The 19,882-nt window shown below is 66.4% G+C and carries 22 protein-coding genes; 17 read left to right on the forward strand and 5 right to left on the reverse strand.

Going from position 1 to position 19,882, the window contains the following annotated elements:
* Positions 1-2 precede the first annotated feature (2 nt).
* From L2Y94_RS00330 to L2Y94_RS00340, 3 genes are all read left to right on the forward strand, one after another.
* Positions 3-1,064: an HlyD family secretion protein gene (locus tag L2Y94_RS00330; RefSeq protein ID WP_247372150.1), complete on the forward strand. Its 1,062-nt coding sequence runs from the start codon at positions 3-5 to the stop codon at positions 1,062-1,064.
* The gene (locus L2Y94_RS00335; RefSeq protein ID WP_247372152.1) at positions 1,061-2,587 is read left to right on the forward strand and encodes a DHA2 family efflux MFS transporter permease subunit; all 1,527 of its coding nucleotides are present in this window, start codon (positions 1,061-1,063) and stop codon (positions 2,585-2,587) included. The genes L2Y94_RS00330 and L2Y94_RS00335 overlap by 4 nt, the downstream gene beginning before the upstream one ends.
* 188 nt (positions 2,588-2,775) lie before the next feature.
* Positions 2,776-3,741: a glycoside hydrolase family 43 protein gene (locus tag L2Y94_RS00340; RefSeq protein WP_247372154.1), complete on the forward strand. Its 966-nt coding sequence runs from the start codon at positions 2,776-2,778 to the stop codon at positions 3,739-3,741.
* Between the two features lie 21 nt (positions 3,742-3,762).
* Here the strand turns inward: L2Y94_RS00340 and L2Y94_RS00345 are convergent, their stop codons facing one another.
* Positions 3,763-5,202 carry a glycoside hydrolase family 19 protein gene (locus L2Y94_RS00345; RefSeq protein ID WP_247372155.1) on the reverse strand — a complete coding sequence of 480 codons (1,440 nt, stop codon included), beginning with the start codon at positions 5,200-5,202 and terminating at the stop codon, positions 3,763-3,765.
* A gap of 239 nt (positions 5,203-5,441) precedes the next feature.
* On the opposite strand from L2Y94_RS00345, the gene L2Y94_RS00350 reads away from it, so the two are divergent.
* Positions 5,442-6,026 (forward strand): TetR/AcrR family transcriptional regulator, encoded by a 585-nt coding sequence (locus L2Y94_RS00350; protein WP_247372157.1) that lies wholly within the window; start codon positions 5,442-5,444, stop codon positions 6,024-6,026.
* 90 nt (positions 6,027-6,116) lie between these two features.
* On the opposite strand, the gene L2Y94_RS00355 is transcribed toward L2Y94_RS00350, so the two are convergent.
* Both L2Y94_RS00355 and L2Y94_RS00360 read right to left on the reverse strand, forming a co-directional pair.
* Positions 6,117-7,037, reverse strand: a complete 921-nt coding sequence (locus L2Y94_RS00355; RefSeq protein WP_247372158.1) for a patatin-like phospholipase family protein — start codon at positions 7,035-7,037, stop codon at positions 6,117-6,119.
* Between the two features lie 181 nt (positions 7,038-7,218).
* Positions 7,219-8,244: a class 1 fructose-bisphosphatase gene (locus L2Y94_RS00360; protein ID WP_247372159.1), complete on the reverse strand. Its 1,026-nt coding sequence runs from the start codon at positions 8,242-8,244 to the stop codon at positions 7,219-7,221.
* Positions 8,245-8,480: 236 nt separating this feature from the next.
* Here L2Y94_RS00360 and L2Y94_RS00365 point away from each other — a divergent pair, with 236 nt between their 5' ends.
* From L2Y94_RS00365 to L2Y94_RS00390, 6 genes are all read left to right on the forward strand, one after another.
* Positions 8,481-9,119 carry a glutathione S-transferase family protein gene (locus tag L2Y94_RS00365; RefSeq protein WP_247375381.1) on the forward strand — a complete coding sequence of 213 codons (639 nt, stop codon included), beginning with the start codon at positions 8,481-8,483 and terminating at the stop codon, positions 9,117-9,119.
* 69 nt (positions 9,120-9,188) lie between these two features.
* On the forward strand, positions 9,189-9,893 hold the full coding sequence (locus tag L2Y94_RS00370) for a helix-turn-helix transcriptional regulator (protein ID WP_247372161.1): 705 nt from the start codon (positions 9,189-9,191) through the stop codon (positions 9,891-9,893).
* A 185-nt stretch (positions 9,894-10,078) separates the two neighbouring features.
* Positions 10,079-11,803 (forward strand): DUF885 domain-containing protein, encoded by a 1,725-nt coding sequence (locus L2Y94_RS00375; protein ID WP_247372162.1) that lies wholly within the window; start codon positions 10,079-10,081, stop codon positions 11,801-11,803.
* Positions 11,804-11,901: 98 nt separating this feature from the next.
* On the forward strand, positions 11,902-12,303 hold the full coding sequence (locus L2Y94_RS00380; RefSeq protein WP_247372164.1) for an MbcA/ParS/Xre antitoxin family protein: 402 nt from the start codon (positions 11,902-11,904) through the stop codon (positions 12,301-12,303).
* Positions 12,300-12,998: an RES family NAD+ phosphorylase gene (locus L2Y94_RS00385; RefSeq protein ID WP_247372166.1), complete on the forward strand. Its 699-nt coding sequence runs from the start codon at positions 12,300-12,302 to the stop codon at positions 12,996-12,998. The genes L2Y94_RS00380 and L2Y94_RS00385 overlap by 4 nt, the downstream gene beginning before the upstream one ends.
* Positions 12,999-13,016: 18 nt before the next feature.
* Positions 13,017-13,724, forward strand: coding sequence for an SGNH/GDSL hydrolase family protein (locus L2Y94_RS00390; RefSeq protein ID WP_247372167.1), 708 nt, complete (start codon positions 13,017-13,019; stop codon positions 13,722-13,724).
* Positions 13,725-14,117: 393 nt separating this feature from the next.
* On the opposite strand, the gene L2Y94_RS00395 is transcribed toward L2Y94_RS00390, so the two are convergent.
* On the reverse strand, positions 14,118-14,345 hold the full coding sequence (locus L2Y94_RS00395; RefSeq protein ID WP_144911852.1) for a hypothetical protein: 228 nt from the start codon (positions 14,343-14,345) through the stop codon (positions 14,118-14,120).
* 70 nt (positions 14,346-14,415) lie between these two features.
* A complete protein-coding gene (gene phhA / locus L2Y94_RS00400) occupies positions 14,416-15,303 on the reverse strand; it encodes a phenylalanine 4-monooxygenase (RefSeq protein WP_247372168.1) in 888 nt (295 codons plus the stop codon).
* 137 nt (positions 15,304-15,440) lie between these two features.
* Between phhA and L2Y94_RS00405 the strand changes: the two genes are divergently transcribed.
* From L2Y94_RS00405 to L2Y94_RS00435, 7 genes are all read left to right on the forward strand, one after another.
* On the forward strand, positions 15,441-15,920 hold the full coding sequence (locus L2Y94_RS00405; protein ID WP_247372170.1) for an Lrp/AsnC family transcriptional regulator: 480 nt from the start codon (positions 15,441-15,443) through the stop codon (positions 15,918-15,920).
* 83 nt (positions 15,921-16,003) lie between these two features.
* Positions 16,004-16,804, forward strand: a complete 801-nt coding sequence (locus L2Y94_RS00410) for a lysophospholipid acyltransferase family protein (protein WP_247372172.1) — start codon at positions 16,004-16,006, stop codon at positions 16,802-16,804.
* Positions 16,801-17,802, forward strand: coding sequence for a YheT family hydrolase (locus tag L2Y94_RS00415; protein ID WP_247372174.1), 1,002 nt, complete (start codon positions 16,801-16,803; stop codon positions 17,800-17,802). Before L2Y94_RS00410 ends, L2Y94_RS00415 begins: the two co-directional genes overlap by 4 nt.
* Before the next feature lie 222 nt (positions 17,803-18,024).
* Positions 18,025-18,669 (forward strand): YbhB/YbcL family Raf kinase inhibitor-like protein, encoded by a 645-nt coding sequence (locus tag L2Y94_RS00420; protein WP_247372175.1) that lies wholly within the window; start codon positions 18,025-18,027, stop codon positions 18,667-18,669.
* Between the two features lie 114 nt (positions 18,670-18,783).
* Positions 18,784-18,945, forward strand: a complete 162-nt coding sequence (locus tag L2Y94_RS00425; protein WP_144911839.1) for a DUF1328 domain-containing protein — start codon at positions 18,784-18,786, stop codon at positions 18,943-18,945.
* Between the two features lie 59 nt (positions 18,946-19,004).
* On the forward strand, positions 19,005-19,394 hold the full coding sequence (locus tag L2Y94_RS00430; RefSeq protein ID WP_247372177.1) for an ElaB/YgaM/YqjD family protein: 390 nt from the start codon (positions 19,005-19,007) through the stop codon (positions 19,392-19,394).
* Between the two features lie 92 nt (positions 19,395-19,486).
* A complete protein-coding gene (locus L2Y94_RS00435) occupies positions 19,487-19,882 on the forward strand; it encodes an ABC transporter ATP-binding protein (protein ID WP_247372179.1) in 396 nt (131 codons plus the stop codon).

Genomic DNA, 19,882 nt, shown 5'->3' on the forward strand with positions numbered 1-19,882 from the left:
CCGTGTCCGTCATCGCCGAAACCGCCGCCGCCTCGCCACGCAAGCGGCGGTTGAAACCCATCGTCGCCCTCATCGTCCTCGTGGCCTTACTGGCCTACGCGGCCTGGTGGTGGACGAACGCCCGCTTCGTCGAAGACACCGACGATGCCTACGTGGGCGGCGATATCACCGTGATCGGCTCGAAGGTGGCCGGTTACGTGAGCGAGGTCGTCGTGGTGGACAACCAGGCCGTGCACCGTGGCGACCTCCTGGTGAAGATCGACGATCGCGACTACCGCGCGGCCCTCGATAAGGCCTTGGCCGCCGTGGCGGCGCAGGACGCCGCGCTGCGCAACCTCGACGCGACGGAAAACCTCCAGCGCAGCGTCATCGACCAGGCGCTGGCCGGGGTCAGCGGCGCGCGGGCGGAAGCGACCCGGTCGAAGCTCGACGACGAACGCTTCCGCCAGTTGGTGGGGCAGGGCGCGGTGTCGGTGGAGAGCGCGCAGCGGGCCCGGGCCGACTTCCAGACTGCGCGCGCCACCACCGCGAAGGCTACCGCGGCGGTCAGCGAGGCGCGCCGCCGGCTCGACGTGATCGACACCCAGCGTCACCAGGTGGAAGCCGCGCTGGCCCAGGCGCGGGCCGAGGCCGAACAGGCCAGGCTCAATCTTTCCTATACCGAGCTGCGCGCACCGGTGGACGGCGTGGTCGGCAACCGCAAGGCGCGCGTCGGCAGTTACGTCACCGCGGGCAGCCAGATGCTGGTGGTGGTTCCCGCCCGCGGGTTGTGGGTGGACGCGAACTTCAAGGAAGATCAACTCGCCCGCATGCGCGTGGGACAGGCGGTGGACATCCGCGCCGACGTCATGCCCGACAAGGTGTTCCATGGGCATCTGGCGAGCCTCGCTCCGGCGACCGGCGCGCAGTTCAGCATCCTCCCGCCCGAAAACGCCACGGGCAATTTCACCAAGATCGTGCAGCGCGTGCCCGTGCGCGTGACGCTGGACGGTAACGACGGCGACCTGGGCGTCCTGCGTCCCGGCCTGTCGGTGACGGCGCGGATCGATACGCGCGCGCCATGAGCCCGGTCGCGCATCTGTCGAAAGCCCAGAAGATCTTCGCCTTCGGCACCATGTGCCTGGGGATGTTCATCGCGCTGCTCGACATCCAGATCGTGTCGGCCTCGCTGCGCGACATCGGCGGCGGCCTGTCGGCCGGTGCCGACGACACGGCCTGGGTGCAGACCAGCTACCTCATCGCCGAGATCGTGGTCATCCCGTTGTCGGGATGGCTGAGCCGTGTGTTTTCCACGCGCTGGCTCTTCGCGGCATCCGCGGCGGGCTTCACGCTCACCAGCCTCCTGTGCGGCATCGCCTGGGATATCCAGAGCATGATCGGGTTTCGTGCCGCGCAAGGTTTCCTCGGCGGTTCGATGATCCCGCTGGTGTTCACCACGGCGTTCGTGTTCTTCGAGGGCAAGCAGCGCGTGGTCGCCGCCGCCACCATCGGCGCGCTGGCGTCGCTGGCGCCCACGTTCGGCCCGACCCTGGGTGGTTGGATCACCGACCACTATTCGTGGCACTGGCTGTTCTTCATCAACCTGCTGCCCGGTGCCTTCGTCACGGTGGCGGTACCGATGTTCGTGAAGATCGACGAGCCCGATCTTTCGTTGTTGCGCGTGGGCGATTGGCCGGGCATCGCGTTGATCGCCACCAGCCTGGCCTGCCTGGAATATACGCTGGAGGAAGGGCCGCGCTGGAACTGGATGGACGACGCCACGATCCGTGCCACGGCATGGGTCAGCGCGATCTCGGGGATGCTTTTCGTATGGCGGGCGCTGACCGCCGAGCAACCGGTGGTCGATCTGCGCGCACTGCGCGACCGCAACTTCGCGCTCGGTTGCTTCTTTTCGTTCGTGACGGGCATCGGGCTGTTCGCGACGATCTACCTCACGCCGTTGTTCCTGGGACGCGTGGAAGGCTACAGTGCCTTGCAGATCGGCCAGGCCGTGTTCTCCACGGGCGTGTTCCAGATCCTCACCATCCCCGTGTACGCGATGCTGGCCAACCGCGTCGACCTGCGCTGGATCCTGATGATCGGACTGGCGATGTTCACCGCGTCGATGTTCGAGTTCACGCCTATCACGCACGACTGGAGCGCGCGGGAGTTGCTCTTCCCGCAGGCGCTGCGCGGCATGGCCCAGCAGCTCTCCGTGCCGCCCATCGTGACGCTGACGCTCGGTGGCCTGCCGCCCGCGCGATTGCGCCAGGCCTCGGGCCTGTTCAACCTCATGCGCAACCTCGGAGGGGCGATCGGCATCGCCGCCTGCGCCACCTTGCTCAACGACCGCACCAACCTGCACTTCCAGCGCATGGCGGAACACCTCAACGCCACCAACGAGGCGATGAACGCGTTTCTCGCCACGATTCCCGATGCGCAGCAGGGACTCGCGCGGTTGTGGCAACTGACCTATCGCGAGGCGCAGACGCTGACCTATAGCGACGCATTCCACGTGATGATGCTTTGCTTCGCGGTGGCGACGGTACTCGTGCCGTTGATGCGGAAAGTGCAGCCACCGAAGGCGCCGTCGGCCGATGCGCATTGAGTCTACCGCACCCTCTTACGCAAGGCGCTGGGTTCCTGCCTGCGCAGGAACGACGAGCTACAAGATTTGATATAGCGCCACGACAACCTCACGTCGTTCCTGCGCAGGCAGGAACCCAGCGCCTCGCGCTCGGTTTTAGCGAGCGTTCTGGGTTAGCATCGACGCTCCACGACGGGAGGGAAAGATCGATGCGGTTTCGTACGATGCTAGGTTGCGCCCTGCTGGCCTTCGCGGCGGCAGGCACGGCACACGCCGGAAATCCGGTCTTCCCGGGCTGGTACGCGGATCCCGAAGCGGCCATCTTCGAAAACCAGTACTGGATCTACCCCACCACGTCGTTGCGCTACAGCGAGCAACAGGGTTTCGATGCGTTCTCGTCGCCCGACCTCGTGCACTGGACGAAACACGCCAAGGTGCTCGACATCAAGGCGATCTCCTGGGCGAAAAAGGCGCTCTGGGCGCCGGCGCTGGTGAACAAGGACGGCAAGTACTATTTCTTCTTCGCCGCCAACGACATCCAGAGCGACAAGGAAATCGGCGGCATCGGCGTGGCCGTGGCCGACAAACCCGACGGCCCCTTCAAGGACCTTCTCGGAAAACCGCTGATCGGCGCCTTCCACAACGGCGCCCAGCCGATCGACCAGTTCGTGTTCCATGACGACGACGGCACCTGGTACATGATCTACGGCGGCTGGAAGCACGCCAACATCGTGCGGCTGAAGCCGGATTTCACTGGCGTGGAGCCGATGGCGGACGGCACGGTGTACAAGGAAATCACGCCGGACAAGTACGTCGAGGGTCCGTTGATGTTCAAGCGCGACGGCCATTACTACTTCATGTGGTCCGAAGGCGGCTGGACCGGCCCGGACTACTCCGTGGCCTACGCCATCGCCGACAAACCCACCGGGCCCTTCAAGCGCATCGGCAAGATCCTCCAGCAGGATCCGGCCATCGCCACCGGTGCCGGCCATCACTCGTTGTTCCACGTGGCCGCCGACGACAGCTGGTACATCGTCTATCACCGCCATCCGCTCGGCGACACCGACGGCAACCATCGCCAGGTGTCCATCGACCGCATGGTGTTCGACAAGGACGGAAAGATCCTGCCGGTGAAGATGACCAACGAGGGCGTTCCCGCGCATCCGCTGCGCTGACGCGCGGGAAGCCCCGTCGTCTTACGACCGGGTGTCGTCGACGATCTCCACCTCGGGGAACGCGCGACGCACGCACTGCACGTAGTCGCCGTCCTTCAGCGCCGAATGCGCGGTCTGGTAGGTGACGAGCTTGCAGCCCGGTTCCTGGGTCCAGTTGTTTTCCCAGTAGATCGGCAGGGCGCCCGCGCCGTTCTCGGCGAACGCCTTCATGCCGCGGCAGCCGAGCGTCTCGTTCGGCTCCAGCGGCACGCCGAGCTTGGCCGCGAAGGCGCGGTAATAGGTGATGCGATTGGCCGACGCGGCATGCTCGGGGCCGGTGCCGCCGCATTCGACGCCGCCGTTCATGATCATCGTGGTGACGCCGAAGCCCGGCGAGCGACCGTCGGCCAGGTCGGCGGCGTTCGGCTGCCAGGTGCCGTCGATCACGTGGAGCATCGAGGGCTTGGGCGGCTGCGGATAGGTGTAGAAGAAGCTCGCGCTGGCCAGGTTGAGCCAGGTGTTCGCCACGCGCTCGGGTGAATCGAGCAGCACGTGCACGTCGCCGTACATGGCCTCGGAGAACGGGCCGTAATTGAAGTGGTACGACAGCTGCTTCGCGCCGCGGCCGAAGTAGCTCTTGTAGCGACCGTCGGGCCAGGTGCCGCACGGCCAGGCCTCGGTACTCCAGCCGTCGGCGCCGCATTCGCCGTTGTAGCCGCTCTTGGTCTCGTCGAAGCCCATCTCGCGCACGTGCATGAGGCCCTGGCGGTATTCCTCCTGTTCACGCCACGACTCGTGGCCGCCGGTTTCCTGCGCGAAGTGGGCGAACATCGTCGCGAGCGTCTTGCGGCAGACGGCGTCGGCGTCGCGTCCGTCGTCGTAGTCGGCGCACATCGACGGGAACTTGGCCACCGCCTGGAGGAAGCCGTGATAGGTGTACTCGGGCTGGCGCAACGGGAACAGGTAATCGAACGTGGCCTCGTCGACGATCGATTCCACGCGACGCACGTTGGCCGGGTTCTGCGGCCGGCCGGGGTTCACGGCTTCCACCGTGGCGTTGTCGAGCGTTCGGACGGAGCGGCGCACCGACTGCATGAGCGGGCTGGAGGTCAGCGCGGCCTCGTCGGCGAGCAATCGGCTCAGCAGCACCTTGCGCGGCTCGCCGGGCGTGCCGGGCCCGTCCGGGTTGCCGGGGCCGGGGGGCGGGGGCACGGGTTCGGTGGGGCATCCGGTGGGGGTTCCCGTGGCGACGCGCTCCCACGAGGTATCCCATGGGTTGGGCGCGCTGTCGACGTTGTCGGGGGTGTGGCCCGGCGGGGTCCACCACTTGGCGCGGTAGGTCTGGTCTTTCCAGTTCACCACGCAGTTCTCGACATAGATTTGCGAAGAATCGTAGTCGAGGGCGGCGGCGAGAGGAGAGATGAAAGCCGAAGCGACGGCGAGAGCCACGCAGAGGGCGCGGCGGCGGGAAGGGGGCGTCATGACGGCATCCTTGGCTCGTGTTGAAGGCGAAACGTGCTTGCCACAAGGGGCAAGAGTCACGCTATCAGCGAACACCGCCGCTCGACATGGAAGTTTTCTGAAAATCCTTTGCGAATAAGCTCATAGAGCGGACGAGCGGTGTCGGCAAGCGCGTGAGACACTTGATGAGGATCGACATTTCAATCCGCAAGGAGGCGTTAGAATGGTTACCGGTGGAACCATCCCGGGGAGTTAGCAGCATGCGTTATGAGAAAGGCCACAAGGAGCAGACCCGCCAGAAGATCATCGAGGCGGCCTCCGAGCGGTTTCGAGCCGACGGTATCGACGCGGTCGGCGTGGTCAGCCTGATGAACGACGTCGGGCTCACCCAGGGTGGTTTCTACAATCACTTCGGTTCGAAGGAAGATCTCGTCCGCGAGTGCGTGGCCACCGGTTCGAGCGCTTCGGTGGAGAAGATGTCGTCCAAGGTGGCGGCGTCTCGCGGCGAACCCTGGCGCGCGCTGGTCGCTGCCTACCTTTCGGCGGAACATCGCGACCATCCGGAAACCGGTTGCGTCGCCGCCACCTTGTCCGGCGAGATGGCGCGTCGCCCGGACAGCACGCGCGAAGCGTTTACCGACGGCTACACGGAAATGGTCGAACTCATCATGTCCACGCTGCCCGACACGGTTCGCGGCAAGCGCCGCCGCACGCTGGCGATGACGGTGTTCGCTTCGTTGGTGGGCAGCATGTCGCTCGCCCGCGCGGTCGCCGACCCGGGCCTGTCCGACGACATCCTCTCGCTGGGGCGTCAGTCGGCCCTGGAGTTGATCGACGCGGGCTGATCGAAGGTTCGGCGATTCCTAACCGTGTCGTGACCTGGCATCGCCAATGAATCGGCTCCTACCGAGCGGGGTGCGGCCGTGTGGCGGCTCCTAGCGTGCCGGTACCGGCGGCTTGCCCATGGCCGCCGTCTTCTCCGCGATCTTCGCGCGAATGGCCGGCAGGGCGGCGAGCGCCGCGCGTTCACCCTCCAGGATCGCCACGTTTTTCTGGTCGAAGTCGGTCGGCCCGATCTGGCCCACCTTCGGGCGGATCACCACGTCGGCGCGAGAAAGCTCCTGCTCGGCCAGCTTGCGTCCCATGATGGTGATCGACTGGCCGACGATGCCCACCATGCTGCCGGGATTGTTGCCGTCGGGACGCGCGGAGATGTCCACCGCGATGACGATGTCGGCGCCTAGCTGGCGCGCGGCGTCCACCGGTACCGGACTCACCACGCCGCCGTCGACGAAATGCCTGCCGTTGATCTCCACCGGCTCGAACACGCCGGGAATGCTGCTCGACGCGCGCACGGCCTGGCCCGCGTTGCCACGGATGAAGACGGCGCGCTCGCCGTTTTCCAGTTGGGTGGCGACGGCGGCGAAGGGTTTGGCCAGTTTCTCGATCGGCCGCTGGCCGAGCAGCTGGTTCACGTAATCCTGAAGTTTCTGGCCCTGCACCAGGCCGCCGGAGAAGAAGCGCACGTCGCGGATGCTCCCCTCGTCGAGGGCGAAGGCCTGTTCCTGGAGACGGAAGGCGTCCATGCCGCTCGCGTAGAGCGCACCCACCACGCTGCCCGCGCTGGTGCCCGAGACCACGTCGGGATGGATGCCACTGGCCTCGAGCATCTTGATGACGCCGATGTGCGCGAAACCCTTGGCCGCGCCGCCGCCCAACGCCAGGCCGATGCGTGGTTTGGCGGCGAGCACGGGCACGGCCGTGTCCGGCCGCGTATCGGCCTTGTGGCCTCCGCAACCGGCGAGCAGGACGGCGAGGAACGGTACGAGCCAGGAACGGACGCTGCGCGGGGTCATGGATGGGGCGAATGGGAAGGCTGGTGGATGATCGGACCGCGCGGCGGCGCCGGGCGGGCGTAAAGGTGGCGGAACACGGGCGGTATTCATCGCCGATACGATCGGCTCCAGCGGCGAGGTCCGAATGACCTGCCTACCGAAGGGGTGGGAGCCGATCGTATCGGCGAAACCCGCGGAGCGATCAGCCCCGGGTCCCGTCGGCTTCCAGGTGATACCGCGTGGCGATCTCCACTTCGTTCTTCGACCCCAGGAACACCGGCACGCGCTGGTGCAGGCCCGTGGGCCGGATCTCCATGATGCGTTCGCGACCCGTGGTGGCGGCACCGCCCGCCTGCTCGACGATGAAGGCCATGGGATTGGCTTCGTACATCAGGCGCAGCTTGCCGGTGGCGCCCTTGCCGGTGATCTTGGCGTCCAGCGGATAGAAGAACACGCCGCCGCGGGTGATGATGCGATGCACGTCGGCCACCATCGAGGCCACCCAGCGCATGTTGAAGTCGCGCCCGCGCGGGCCCTCGGTGCCGGCCAGCAGTTCGCCCACGTAGCGTTGCATCGGGGCTTCCCAGTGGCGCTGGTTCGACATGTTGATGGCGAACTCGCCCGTGTCGGCGGGAATGGTGATGTCGCGCTTGGTGAGGATGAAGCTGCCGATCTCGCGGTCGAGGGTGAACTCGCTCACGCCATGGCCGAAGGTAAGCACCAGCAGGGTGCTCGGGCCGTACACCACGTAACCGGCCGCCACCTGCTCGGTGCCCGGCTGGAGGAAGTCGGCGGTGGTGGCTTCGGTCACGCCGTCGGGGCAGCGCAGCACGGAAAAGATGGTGCCCACCGACACGTTCACGTCGATGTTCGACGAGCCGTCGAGCGGATCGAACAGCAACAGGTGGTGGCCTTTCGGGTACGCGTCGGGAATCGGCTGGGGGTCTTCCATTTCCTCCGACGCGCAGGCGGCGAGATGGCCGCCCCAGGCGTTGGCCTCGAGCAGGATTTCGTTGGAGATCACGTCGAGCTTCTTCTGCGCCTCGCCCTGCACGTTGTCCGACCCGGCATTGCCCAGCACGCCGCCGAGGGCGCCCTTGCCGGTGGCCACCGAGATGCGCTTGCAGGCGCGGGCCACCACTTCGATCAGCAGGCTCAGCTCACCGGTGATGCGTTCGGCACGCTTGGCTTCGATCAGGAACTGGATCAGTGAAATCGATTTCGTCATCGGGACGGGCTCTGGCGCGAAAACGTCCATTGTAGGGGCTGCTGACAGCACGTTGTCAGTAGCCCCCCTCCATGATTTCCCTACCGAGCCACCGGGAGGGGACCCGCATGTATCGCTTCCTTGAACGACTTGCCGACCTGTACGCGCCGCTGTCCCGCTGCGGCCTGATGACGGACGGACCCGTGCCGTGGGACCGGCTCCGCGCCACCATCGACGAACCCCAGAGGGAGAAAGCCATGAACAGCCAGCGCATCGTTTTCCATCACGCGCCGCACAGCCGCTCCACCAGCACCTTGATGCTGCTGGAAGAGCTGGGTGCGCAGTACGACATGCACCTGCTCAATCTCTCGGCGGGCGAGAGCCGGCGCCCGGCTTTCCTGAAGGTCAACCCGATGGGCAAGGTGCCGGCCATCGTGCACCTGGGCAGTCTGGTGACCGAACGCACGGCGATCTTCAGCTATCTGGCCGACCTGTTTCCCGAAGCCGGGCTGGCGCCGGGACTGTCCGACCGGCTGCGCGGTCCCTATCTGCGCTGGCTCGCCTTCTACGGCAGCTGTTTCGAGCCGGCGGTGATGGATCGCCACCTCAAGCACGCCCCCGCGCCGCTGGCGTATTGCCCCTACGGCGATTTCGACACCGTGCTGGACATGGTCCGCACGCAGCTCGCCACGGGGCCGTGGCTGCTCGGCGAACGCTTTACGGCGGCGGACATCCTTTGGGGCAACGCGCTGGAGTGGACGATGGGCATGGGCCTGGTGCCCCGCGAAGACGTCTTCGAGAGCTACGTGGCCCGCCTGTCGGCTCGCCCGGCCATCCGCCGCGCCGCCGACCAGGACGCGGCCCTGGCCCGCGCGCAGAACCGCGCGGCCGCGTGAGGACGTGGCCATGGGCGCCCGTGACCTTCATCGCTTCCCGCGCGCCGCGCGGAAAGCGATGATGCGCGGATGCGCCGCGCCGATCGCCTGTTCCTCATCATCAACGCCCTGCGCGGGCGCCGCACGGCCTTGCCCGCGCGGCAACTGGCCGACATGCTCGAGGTCTCGCCACGCACGGTCTATCGTGACGTGGCCGATCTCCAGCTCTCCGGCGTGCCCATCGAGGGCGAGGCCGGTGTCGGCTACATGCTGCGCAAGGGCTCGGACATCCCTCCGCTGATGTTTTCCGCCGACGAACTCGAAGCCCTCGTGGCCGGTACGCGTTTCGTTCGCTCCTTCGCCGGCGAACGGCTGGCGCGCGAGGCGCAGTCGGCGCTCATCAAGATCGAGGCGGTGCTGCCACCCGAGCTGCGCGAGCGCTCGGCCAAGTCGAAGATCTTCGCGCCCATCTGGCGCGATCCCGAACAGAACCGCATCGCCGCGATGCTCGACTGCCTGCACGAGGCGGTGCTGGGGCGGCGCGTACTGTGCCTGGCGTACCGGGACGTCGAAGGCCGCGCGAGCACGCGCGAGGTGGAGCCGTTGTGCCTGTCGTTCTGGGGCGGTTCGTGGACGCTCGGCGCCTGGTGCCGGCACCGGCAGGCGTTCCGCAACTTCCGGCCGGATCGTGTGGAGAGCTGCAAGGAGTCGGGGGAGACGTTCGCGGATCTGCCGGGGCGCGACCTGCAGGCGTACCTGGATACGATGCGCGTCTACTACGCCGGGTTGGAGTGATGTCGCGGTCGTGATTCGCCGATGCGATCGGCTCCCACCCCTTCGGTGGCAAGGTTTCGATAGCCCTGCTACCGAAGGGGTGGGAGCCGATCGCATCGGCGAAGGCCGCGCGCCATGACCCATGGCGGTGGAGCGGCATCATGGCCGGTGCGATCATCGGGCCTTTCCCCGTCACCGGAACCCTCATGTCCCCCTGGCTCCGCACCCTCGCCCTCGCCGGCTTCGTCGCCGGTACCGCCCATGCCTCCACCGCCGACGACGCGTTCAAGTCGATCTACGAAAAGGAATGGGCCTGGCGCAACGGCCAGGCGGGCATCCTCACCTCCGGCGAAGCGCAGCCGGGCGGCGGCCGCCTGGACACCGTCGACGCGGCGAGCCAGGACAAGCGCCTGGCCTACTGGAACGACGTGCTGGCGCAGCTCGACCGCATCGATCCGAAGGCGTTGAGCGATGGCGAGCGCATCAACTTCGAGATCTATCGCGAGCAGATCCGCAACCTTGCCGCCGCGCAGACGTTCAAGCAATGGCAGATGCCGTTCAACAGCGACTCGGCGTTCTGGTCCGACGTGGGCTACGTGCTGCAGGGCGACAACCTGCGCACGGTGCAGGATTACCGCAATTACATCGCGCACCTGAAGCAGGTGCCTGCCTGGATGGACCAGGAAATCGCCAACATGCGCCTTGGCCTCGCGCGCGGTTTCACGGTACCGCGCGCCGTGCTCGATGGTCGCGACGCTTCCATCGCCGCCGTGGCCGAGCTGACGAAGCCCGAGGACAGCGCGCTCTACCGGCCCTTCGCCACGCTGCCCAAGACGATGCCATCCAGCGACGCCGATGCCCTGCGTGCGGAAGCCCGCCAGGCCATCGCCGAAGGCGTGATCCCCGCCTACGCGAAGCTCCTGGCTTTCTTCCGCGACGAATACGTGCCGAAGGCGCGGACGACCTTGGCCGCCGAATCGCTGCCCGACGGCAAGGACTACTACCGCCAGCAGATCCGCGAGTACACCACGCTCGACCTCTCGCCCGACGAGATCCATGCCATCGGCCTGCGCGAGGTGGCGAAAATCCACGCGCAGATGCTGGATACGATGAAGGAAACCGGTTTCAAGGGCGATTTCCCCGCGTTCCTGCAATTCCTGCGTACCGATCCGCAGTTCTATGCGAAGACGCCCGACGAACTGCTGATGCGCACCGCCTGGGTCGCCAAGCAGGTGGACGCGAAGCTGGGCACCTATTTCGGCCTGCTGCCGCGCCAGCGTTTCGCCATCGAGCCGGTGCCGGCCGACATCGCGCCGTATTACACCTCGGGCCGCGGCGGTGCCGACACGTACCTGGTGAACACCTATGACCTGCCGTCGCGTCCGCTGTTCAACATGCCCGCGCTCACGCTGCACGAGTCGATGCCGGGCCACGCGCTGCAACTGGCCCTGTCGGCCGAGCAGCAGGGCCTGCCGCCGTTCCGTCGCGATGGCTACATTTCCGCCTACGGCGAGGGTTGGGCGCTGTATTCGGAATACCTCGGCAACGAGATGGGCATCTACCACACGCCATACGAACGCTTCGGCTATCTCACCTACCAGATGTGGCGCGCCTGCCGCCTCGTGGTCGACACGGGTATCCACCACAAGGGCTGGACGCGCCAGCAGGCCATCGACTACCTCACCCGGAACACGGCGCTCAGCCAGCGCGAGATCGCCAACGAGGTGGATCGCTACATCAGCTGGCCGGGGCAGGCGCTGTCGTACGAACTGGGCTACCTGAAGATCCTCGCGCTGCGCGAACGCGCGGAGAAGGAACTGGGCGGCAAGTTCGACCTGCGGGCGTTCCACGACACGATCCTCGCCCTGGGCTCGGTGCCGTTGCCGGTGCTGGAGGAGCGTGTCGACGCATGGATCGCCTCGCGGAAGTGACATCGCGGACCCTGTCCGCGAACGGGATCGCGAAGGGCTACACCAAAAAATCTAGTTATGGAGTAGAATCGGTCACAACTCCACAGGTGAAGCCGAAGATGCGCCCCGCCATCCATGCCGAACCGAACCACGCCGCCGACCTCGGCGGCCCGGCCCTCAGGGCCTTCTTCGCGCTTGCCGAGCACTGGAAGCTCAAGGCCGCCGAGCAGCGCACCCTTCTGGGCGATCCGCCCGAATCCACCTATTTCAAGTGGAAGAAACAGCAGGATGGCGCTCTTTCGCGCGACGCGATCGAGCGCATCAGCTACCTGCTCGGCATCTGGAAAGACCTGCAGATCCTTTTTCCCGACCCCGCCCAGGCCGACGCCTGGGTGCGCAAGCCCAACCAGGCGGCCCTGTTCGGCGGACGCTCCGCGCTCGATCGCATGCTCTCGGGGAACGTGGCCGACCTCTACGTCGTACGGCAATACCTCGACGCCCAGCGCGGTTGGAACGGATGAGCGCGCTGCCGCCGCAGCGGCGGATCCGCTGGACCCAGGCCTACCGCATCGTACCCAGCCGCTTCCCGCCGGTGGGGCTGTTCGATCGCATCGCCGATCCGGGTGACATCGACGCGGTGATGGCCGTCGAATCCCTCACCAACCCGCGCCTGCGCGACGAGATGGGCGCGCTCAGCCTCGTGCCGCCGTCACGGCGCGTCTCGGGCCCGGGCACGACGCCGATCATGGCCGCCTTCGCCCACATTCCGCCCGAAGGCAGCCGTTTCTCCGATGGCCATTGGGGGGTGTTCTACGCGGCGCACAGCATCCCCACCGCCATCGAGGAGACGGTATTCCATCGCGAGGCCTTCCTGGCCGCGACGAAGGAGCCGCCCACCGACGTGCAGGTGCGTTGCTACAAGACCGCCGTCAGCGCGAGGCTGCACGACATCCGCGGCGGCTGGGGCGCCGAACACGATCCGGATTCGTACGCCGCGAGCGTGCGGCTGGCGCGCAGCCTCCGCGACGACGGCTCCAACGGCATCGTCTACGACAGCGCGCGGCATCCCGGCGGCGAATGCGTGGCGGCGTTCTACCCCGATGTCGTGGCGCCCTGCGTGCAGGCCGAGCACTTCATCTATCGCTGGAACGGCAAGCGCATCGAGGCGGTGCTCAAGGTCACCGCGGTGGAGCGTGGTTTGCCCCCGAAAGCCTGAGGAGGTACGGTCGGACGGATGAAACGTCCGATCCTCGCCCTCGTTCTTCTCGGCCTCGCCTTCGGCGCCGCCGCCCGCGACAACGACCACGCCCGCTGGGAAAGCGACATCCAGGCCTTCGAGGCCGCCGACAAGACCCGCCCGCCACCGGAGCACGCGGTGCTCTTCGTGGGCAGCTCGTCGATCCGCATGTGGAGCTCGCTGGCCTCAGACTTTCCGGCGTACCGCACGATCAATCGCGGTTTCGGCGGCTCGGACATGGACGACGCCACCGCCTTCGCCGACCGCATCGTGAAGCCCTACCACCCGGTCGCGATCGTGGTCTATGCCGGAGACAACGACCTGGAAGGCGGCGACAGCCCGGCGACGGTACGCGACGACTTCGCCGCCTTCGTGGCCAAGGTGCGCAAGGACGAACCCGACGTGCCGATCGCCTTCATCTCGATCAAGCCGAGCGTGGCCCGCGCGAACCTGCTGGCCCAGGTCGCCGAAGCCAACCGACTGATCCGCGACTGGTCGATGCACCAGAAAGGCGTGGCCTTTCTCGACGTCGCGCCCGCCATGCTCGATAAGAACGGTCAGCCCCGGCCGGATTTGTTCATCGGGGACGGTCTGCACATGAACCCGAAAGGCTACGCGCTATGGGTCGCCCAGGTGCGCCCATGGCTGGCCGACCATGCGACGGGCGCCGAAGTTAAACAGACCCCAAACACGACCGCCAAGTGATACGGGAACTTCACGGCTCCGCCCTTATCTAAGTATTCGATCGCCGAGAGGCGACCTGTTGGCAAACAGGCCGAACCATTCGCCTGGTTGTCCCGGGTCCCGCCATTTCCCCTGATGGCCTGGACCCGACGCGACCCCGGCAGCTCCTCCCCTGGCTGCCGGGGTTTTATTTTGCCCGCGATAAACCCCGTCCACCTGCCAAAGGGCTACGGGTGGGAGCGGACCCTGTCCGCGAACCCTCAGCCTGTCCCGCATACGAATGAGGCCATGCGGTGATCGGGCGAGCGGTAAAAACCCGCTCGATCACTACACAGCCTCATTCGCGATAGCCACCCGCGAGGGTTCGCGGACAGGGTCCGCTCCCACCCCTCGGTGGATGGTCGGAAAATCCGGTCAGATCGGCTTGATCGACGTATCGAACGCCCGCCAGTGTCCGTCGTTGCCCTCGATGTTCAGGACTACCCGTGCCGGCCTTCGCCCGGCCTCGATGCGCTGCCCTTCGGCAAGCGCACACGCCAGCGCATCGTCGCGCGAGCAGAATTCACCGAATTCGGTCTCGTTCTTCTGCAGCAACCACAGACCCGGACCGACGGAAGCGAAGGGAATATCGAAAACGACCACGATGCATCCACCCTGATTTCAACAACGTGGGTGCATCGTAGAGGGACGTTCGTTAGGCCGCCGTTGAGCTTTAGTTGTCCGCGCCGGTGGCGAAGCCCTCGCGGGTGCCGATCTGGAACACCTTGTCGCTCGGAAGCACGTCCGCGGCCGACACCGGCATGCCTTCGGCCAGTCTGGCGTAGATCGGCGTGAAATCGGGGCCGGTGGCGTCGAACAGCTGCTGGAAGTCGTCGATCACGAAGTAGGTCTGCTGGAAGGTATCGATGCGGTACCTGGTATTCATCACCCGCTCCAGGTCGAACCCGATGCGGTTAGGCGCCTTCGAATCGATGGAGTAGATCGATTCGCCCTTCGAGCTGACGATGCCGGCACCGTAGATGCGCAGGCCCGCGTCGGTGCGGATCAGGCCGAACTCCACCGTGTACCAGTACAGGCGCGTGAGGTTCATCAGCGCTTCCGGGCCGATGGCGTGGGCTTTCATGCCGCCCTTGCCGTAGGCCTGCATGTAATCGGCGAACACCGGATTGAGCAGCAGCGGCACATGGCCGAACAGGTCGTGGAACAGGTCCGGCTCGGACAGGTAGTCCAGCTGTTCGGGCTTGCGGATCCACCAGCTCACCGGAAAGCGACGGTTGGCCAGGTGGTCGAAGAACACCTCGTCGGGCAGCAGGCCTTCCACGGCCACGATGGTCCAGCCGGTGGCCTTGCCCAGCACCTCGTTGAGGTCGTCGAAGCGCGGGATGCCGCCTTCGCCCATGCCGAAGGCATCCAGGCCGTCGAGAAACTCCTGGCAGGCATAGGCCGGCAACAACTCGCGCTGGCGCCGGTACAGGGTGTCCCAGACCTCATGGTCGGTCTTCGTATAGCTCGCCCACGGCTGCTCCACGGTGCCGGTCGCGTAGACGGGCACGTATCCGCGGTCGGTCTGCTGATGTTCGACGCGGCGGGGGGTGTCCATGGCGGGCCTCCTTGGGGCGGTGGGACGAGTAGGGCAACAGCTTAGTCAGGATCGTGCGCAATAGGCTTGTTTTATTGCATGAAAGATCACGAGCTGTGCAATGATCGGTCGATCATGGGCAGAAAGAAGACAGAATCATGCAAGTCAGCCTCGACCGCACCGACCTGCGCATCCTCGCCGTGCTCCAGGCCAACGGCCGGATCACCAATGCCGACCTCGCCACCGAGGTGAACCTGTCGCCCTCGGCCTGCCTGCGCCGGGTACAGAAGCTGGAAGCGGACGGCGTGATCGCCGGCTATGGGGCGCGCCTGGAACCGCGTTCCCTGGGATTGGGCCTCCAGGCCTTCGTGCGCGTGCAACTGAGCCATCACGAATCCCCCGCCATCGACGCCTTCACCGACCGGGTCTCCGCCTGGGAGGAGGTCGTGTCCTGCTATGCGCTCACCGGCGACATGGACTACCTGCTGCAGGTGTACGTGGCCGACCTCGACGGATTCTCGCGTTTCCTGCTCGACCGCCTGCTCAATGCCTCGGGCGTGGCCGACGTGAATACCAGCTTCGTGCTGCGCACCGTCAAGGCGTCCACGGCCCTGCCGCTGGGCCTCGCCGCCGCCTGAGGTCCCTTAAGCGCCCGATAGACAAAAACAATCGGTATTTCCCCTAGCGGGCGAGGTCGCCCATCGTTAATCTTGTCCGCTCGATGGAAGCCGCCACTGCCAACCCAACCCCTCGCGACCGCCTGCGTCCCCTGCGTTACGTCTGGCGGGTGCCCTTGCTTTTGCTCCACGTTCTGTTCGGCATCGTGATCTGCGCCCTCATCCTGAGCTGGGCGGGCGGGGTGATGAAGAACGGCCGCGAGCCGCTGGCCCATCGCACCATCCGCATGTGGTCGACGATGCTGCTGCGCGTCTTCGGCTTCCGTAGCCGCCGCTTCGGCACCCCGTTGCCCGATCCGGTGCTCTTCGTGGCCAACCACACTTCCTGGCTCGACATCGAATTGCTGCACTCCCAGCGCGCCGCCTGCTTCGTGGCCAAGGCGGAAATCGCCAACTGGCCGCTGGTGGGCTGGATGGCCTCGCGCGGCGGCACGATCTTCCACCGCCGCGGCAACAACCACTCGCTCGCCTCGGTGATGGCGGTGATGGTGCAGCGCCTGCGCGAGGGCCGCTCGGTGGCCGTGTTCCCCGAGGGCGGCACCGGCCATAACGGCGTGCTGCGCGTGTTCCATGCGCGCATCTTCCAGGCGGCGCTCGATGCCGAAGTACCCGTGCAGCCGGTGGCCCTGCGCTTCGCGCGCCACGGCCGCCGCATCGTCGACGCGGGTTTCCGCGAGGGCGAGAGCTTCATGGGCAACTTCCTACGCCTGCTCGGCGAAGCCCCGCTCGACGTCGAGGTGCATTTCCTCGAGCCGGTGTCGATGTCGCCCGACGGCCGTCGCCGCATGGCCGAAGCCTCGCGCGAGCGCATCGCCGCCGCGCTGGAAGACGGCGCGGTCGTATGAACCTGCCGAAAGGCTCCGACTTCGTTCCCCCGTGGCCCCTGCGCAGCGGCCATGTCCAGACGATGCTCTCATCCAGCGGCGTGCGTCGCCGGCTGCTGCCCAAGCGCGCCCACAAGGTGCAGGAGAACGCCCACGAAGTGCTCATCGACGTGGGCCAGGGCGATCGCCTGAGCGGGCGCTACACGGCGCAGGCCACGGGCGCCGAATCGCGCGGCCTGGCCATCCTCTTCCACGGCTGGGAAGGCAGCGTCGATTCCACCTACGTGCTGCAGACCGGCAGCCGTCTGCTCGAAGACGGCTGGGACGTCTTCCGGCTCAACTTCCGCGATCACGGTGACAGCCACGGGCTCAACGAAGCGCTGTTCCATTCGTGCCGCATCGACGAGGTGGTGATCGCGCTGGGCGAGATATCGCGCATGTTCCCGTCGCGCGCGGTGGGTATCGCCGGGTTTTCGCTCGGGGGCAATTTCGCGTTGCGTGCGGCCATGATGGCGCCCTCGCAGAATATCGCCATCGACTACGTGATGGCGGTGTGTCCCATCATCGACCCCAGCGAGGGCCTGTTCTCCCTGGAAAGCTCGGCGCCGTGGTTCTACCGCACGTACTTCATGCAGAAGTGGCGCCGTTCGTTGCGCATGAAGCAGCAGGCGTTTCCGCAGCAGACCTATTTCGAACTGGACGAACTCAACCAGAACATGCGCGACCTCACGCGCTCGCTGGTGCTGCGCCACACCGATTTCGACTCGCTCGAGGCCTATCTCGACGGTTATTCGGTGGCGGGCGATCGCCTGATGAACCTGCACGTTCCCGCCACCATCCTCACCTCGCGCGACGATCCCGTGATCCCCGTCGCCGCCTTCGACCAGTTGCGCCTGCCTCCCAACGTGGAGCTGGACATCACGAAATACGGCGGCCACTGCGGTTTCATCCGCGATTTCAGCATGACCAGCTTTACCGACGACTACATCGCTGCCCGCTTCGACGCGATACGGCGCTGACCTGGCCTTCGCGAACGGCGGGCTAACCTGAGCCACCACCCGGGAGCCCGTCACGTGAGCCGCGCCATCGCCTTCGATCCGCCTCCGTCTTCGATGCATCGCGCCGTCGGCGACGGGATCGCCGAAAGAAGGTCACGGGCCGTTTCGCCGACGCCTGCGGGTCGGACGACGAGAACGGCGCCATCCATCGACTCTCCTCCACGAAGCAAGAAGGACATCCCCATGCGCCTCAAGAGCGACAGCATCGAACACGGCAAGCCGATCCCCGCGAACAACGCCTTCATGGAAATCGGCGGCGAGCGCATCAAGCCCGCCGGTAACGCCACCCCCCACCTGGCCTGGAACGAAGTGCCCGCCACGGCGAAGTCGTTCGCCATCGCGGTGATCGATACCGATGTGCCGTCGAAGCCCGACAACGTCAACGTCGAAGGCCGCGACGTGCCCCGCGATCTGCCGCGCGTGGAGTTCGTGCACTGGCTTATGGCCAACATCCCGGTCGAATGCCGTGAGCTGGCCGAGGGCGCCTGCGGCGAGGGCATCGTGCCGCGCGGCAAGGGCAACGGCAAGCTGAAGGATGACCTGGTCGGTCCGCCGGGCACGGTACAGGGCCTCAACGACTACACCGGCTGGTTCAAGGGCGACCCGGACATGGAAGGCCACTACCACGGCTACGACGGCCCGTGCCCGCCGTGGAACGACACGATCGCGCACCACTATCACTTCCACGTCTATGCGCTGGACGTGGAAAAGGTAGAGCTGGAAAACGGTTTCACGCTGGCCGAGTTCCGCGACGTCATCAAAGGCCACGTCATCGACGAGGCGGTGCTCACCGGCACCTATTCGCTCAACCCGAAAGTGAAGGCGTGACGGCATCGTGAAGCCCATGCTGAACGCCGCGCCGCCGGCGTTCAGCACGTTCACGCGGCATGCGCGCCGCGCGGGATTTAAATGATCCCGCGTACTAACGACGGAGACGCTGCCATGCTGCACTACGCCCTCATTTTCCTCGTGATCGCGATCATCGCGGCCGTCTTCGGTTTCGGCGGCATCGCCGGCACGGCGGCGGGTATCGCGAAGATCCTTTTCGTCATCTTCCTGATCCTGGCGATCATCTCGTTCTTCCGGGGGCGCGGCGCGCCGTGACCTGCCTGTCACCCTTTGCCCACTAACCTGACCTGCCCGATACGATGGAGACGTCCACCATGAGTAAGCCCGAGGACCGCGTTGCCAACGCCGCCACCGCCGCCGCGAACACCCTGTCGGCCGCCGAGCGCATCGAAGAGCGTGCCGAGCGCGTGAAGCAGGCCACTTCCGACGCCGTCGACCGCACCAAGGACGCCGTGGATCGCGCGGCCGACAAGGTCGAAAGCGGCCTGCACACCGCCACCGACAAGGCCGCCCACGGTGCCACGCGCGCCGCCGAAAAGGCCGAGGAAGCCAAGTTGCGCGGCAAGGAGGCCTACGACGACGCGGTCGACCGCGCCAACGACTGGCTCGACGTCGCCCGCGACTACGTGCGCGAAAAGCCGGTACAGTCCATCGCGATGGCCATTGCTGCCGGTTGGCTCGCGGGCCGGATTTTCCGTAACTGATTCGCTGGCCCGGGGGACGACGCATGCGGGAAGACGGTCCCTCGGGGCTCGGTGACGACCACGAGGCGGTGGATCCGCGACCCGGAACGGCGATGCCGTCCTGGATCGACGACGTTCGCCGCCTCGGCGTCGGCCTGAAGAACCTGTTCGGCGCCCAGCTGAAGCTGGCGCTGGCGGAGATCGGGCTCGCGCGCAGCGGCATCGTCATGATGCTGTTCATGGGGTTGGCGGCCATCGTGTTCGCCGTGGCGCTGGGATTCACGCTGCTGGCCCTGGCCGGCTGGGGCCTGGCGCAGTGGTTCGGCTCGTGGGCATGGGCGCTGACGGCGCTGGCCGGCCTTCAGTTGATCCTGCTGGTGCTGTCGATCCTGGTATTCCGCCGGGGCATGCACTGGCTTACCCTTCCCGCCACGCGTGCCGAACTCGCCACCCTGGCGAGGGAAGCGGCGAAACGGGGCAGGGCGGAAGGCGAGCGCGCCGAGGACTAG

This window comes from Luteibacter aegosomatis, assembly GCF_023078455.1.
Lineage (GTDB): Bacteria > Pseudomonadota > Gammaproteobacteria > Xanthomonadales > Rhodanobacteraceae > Luteibacter > Luteibacter aegosomatis.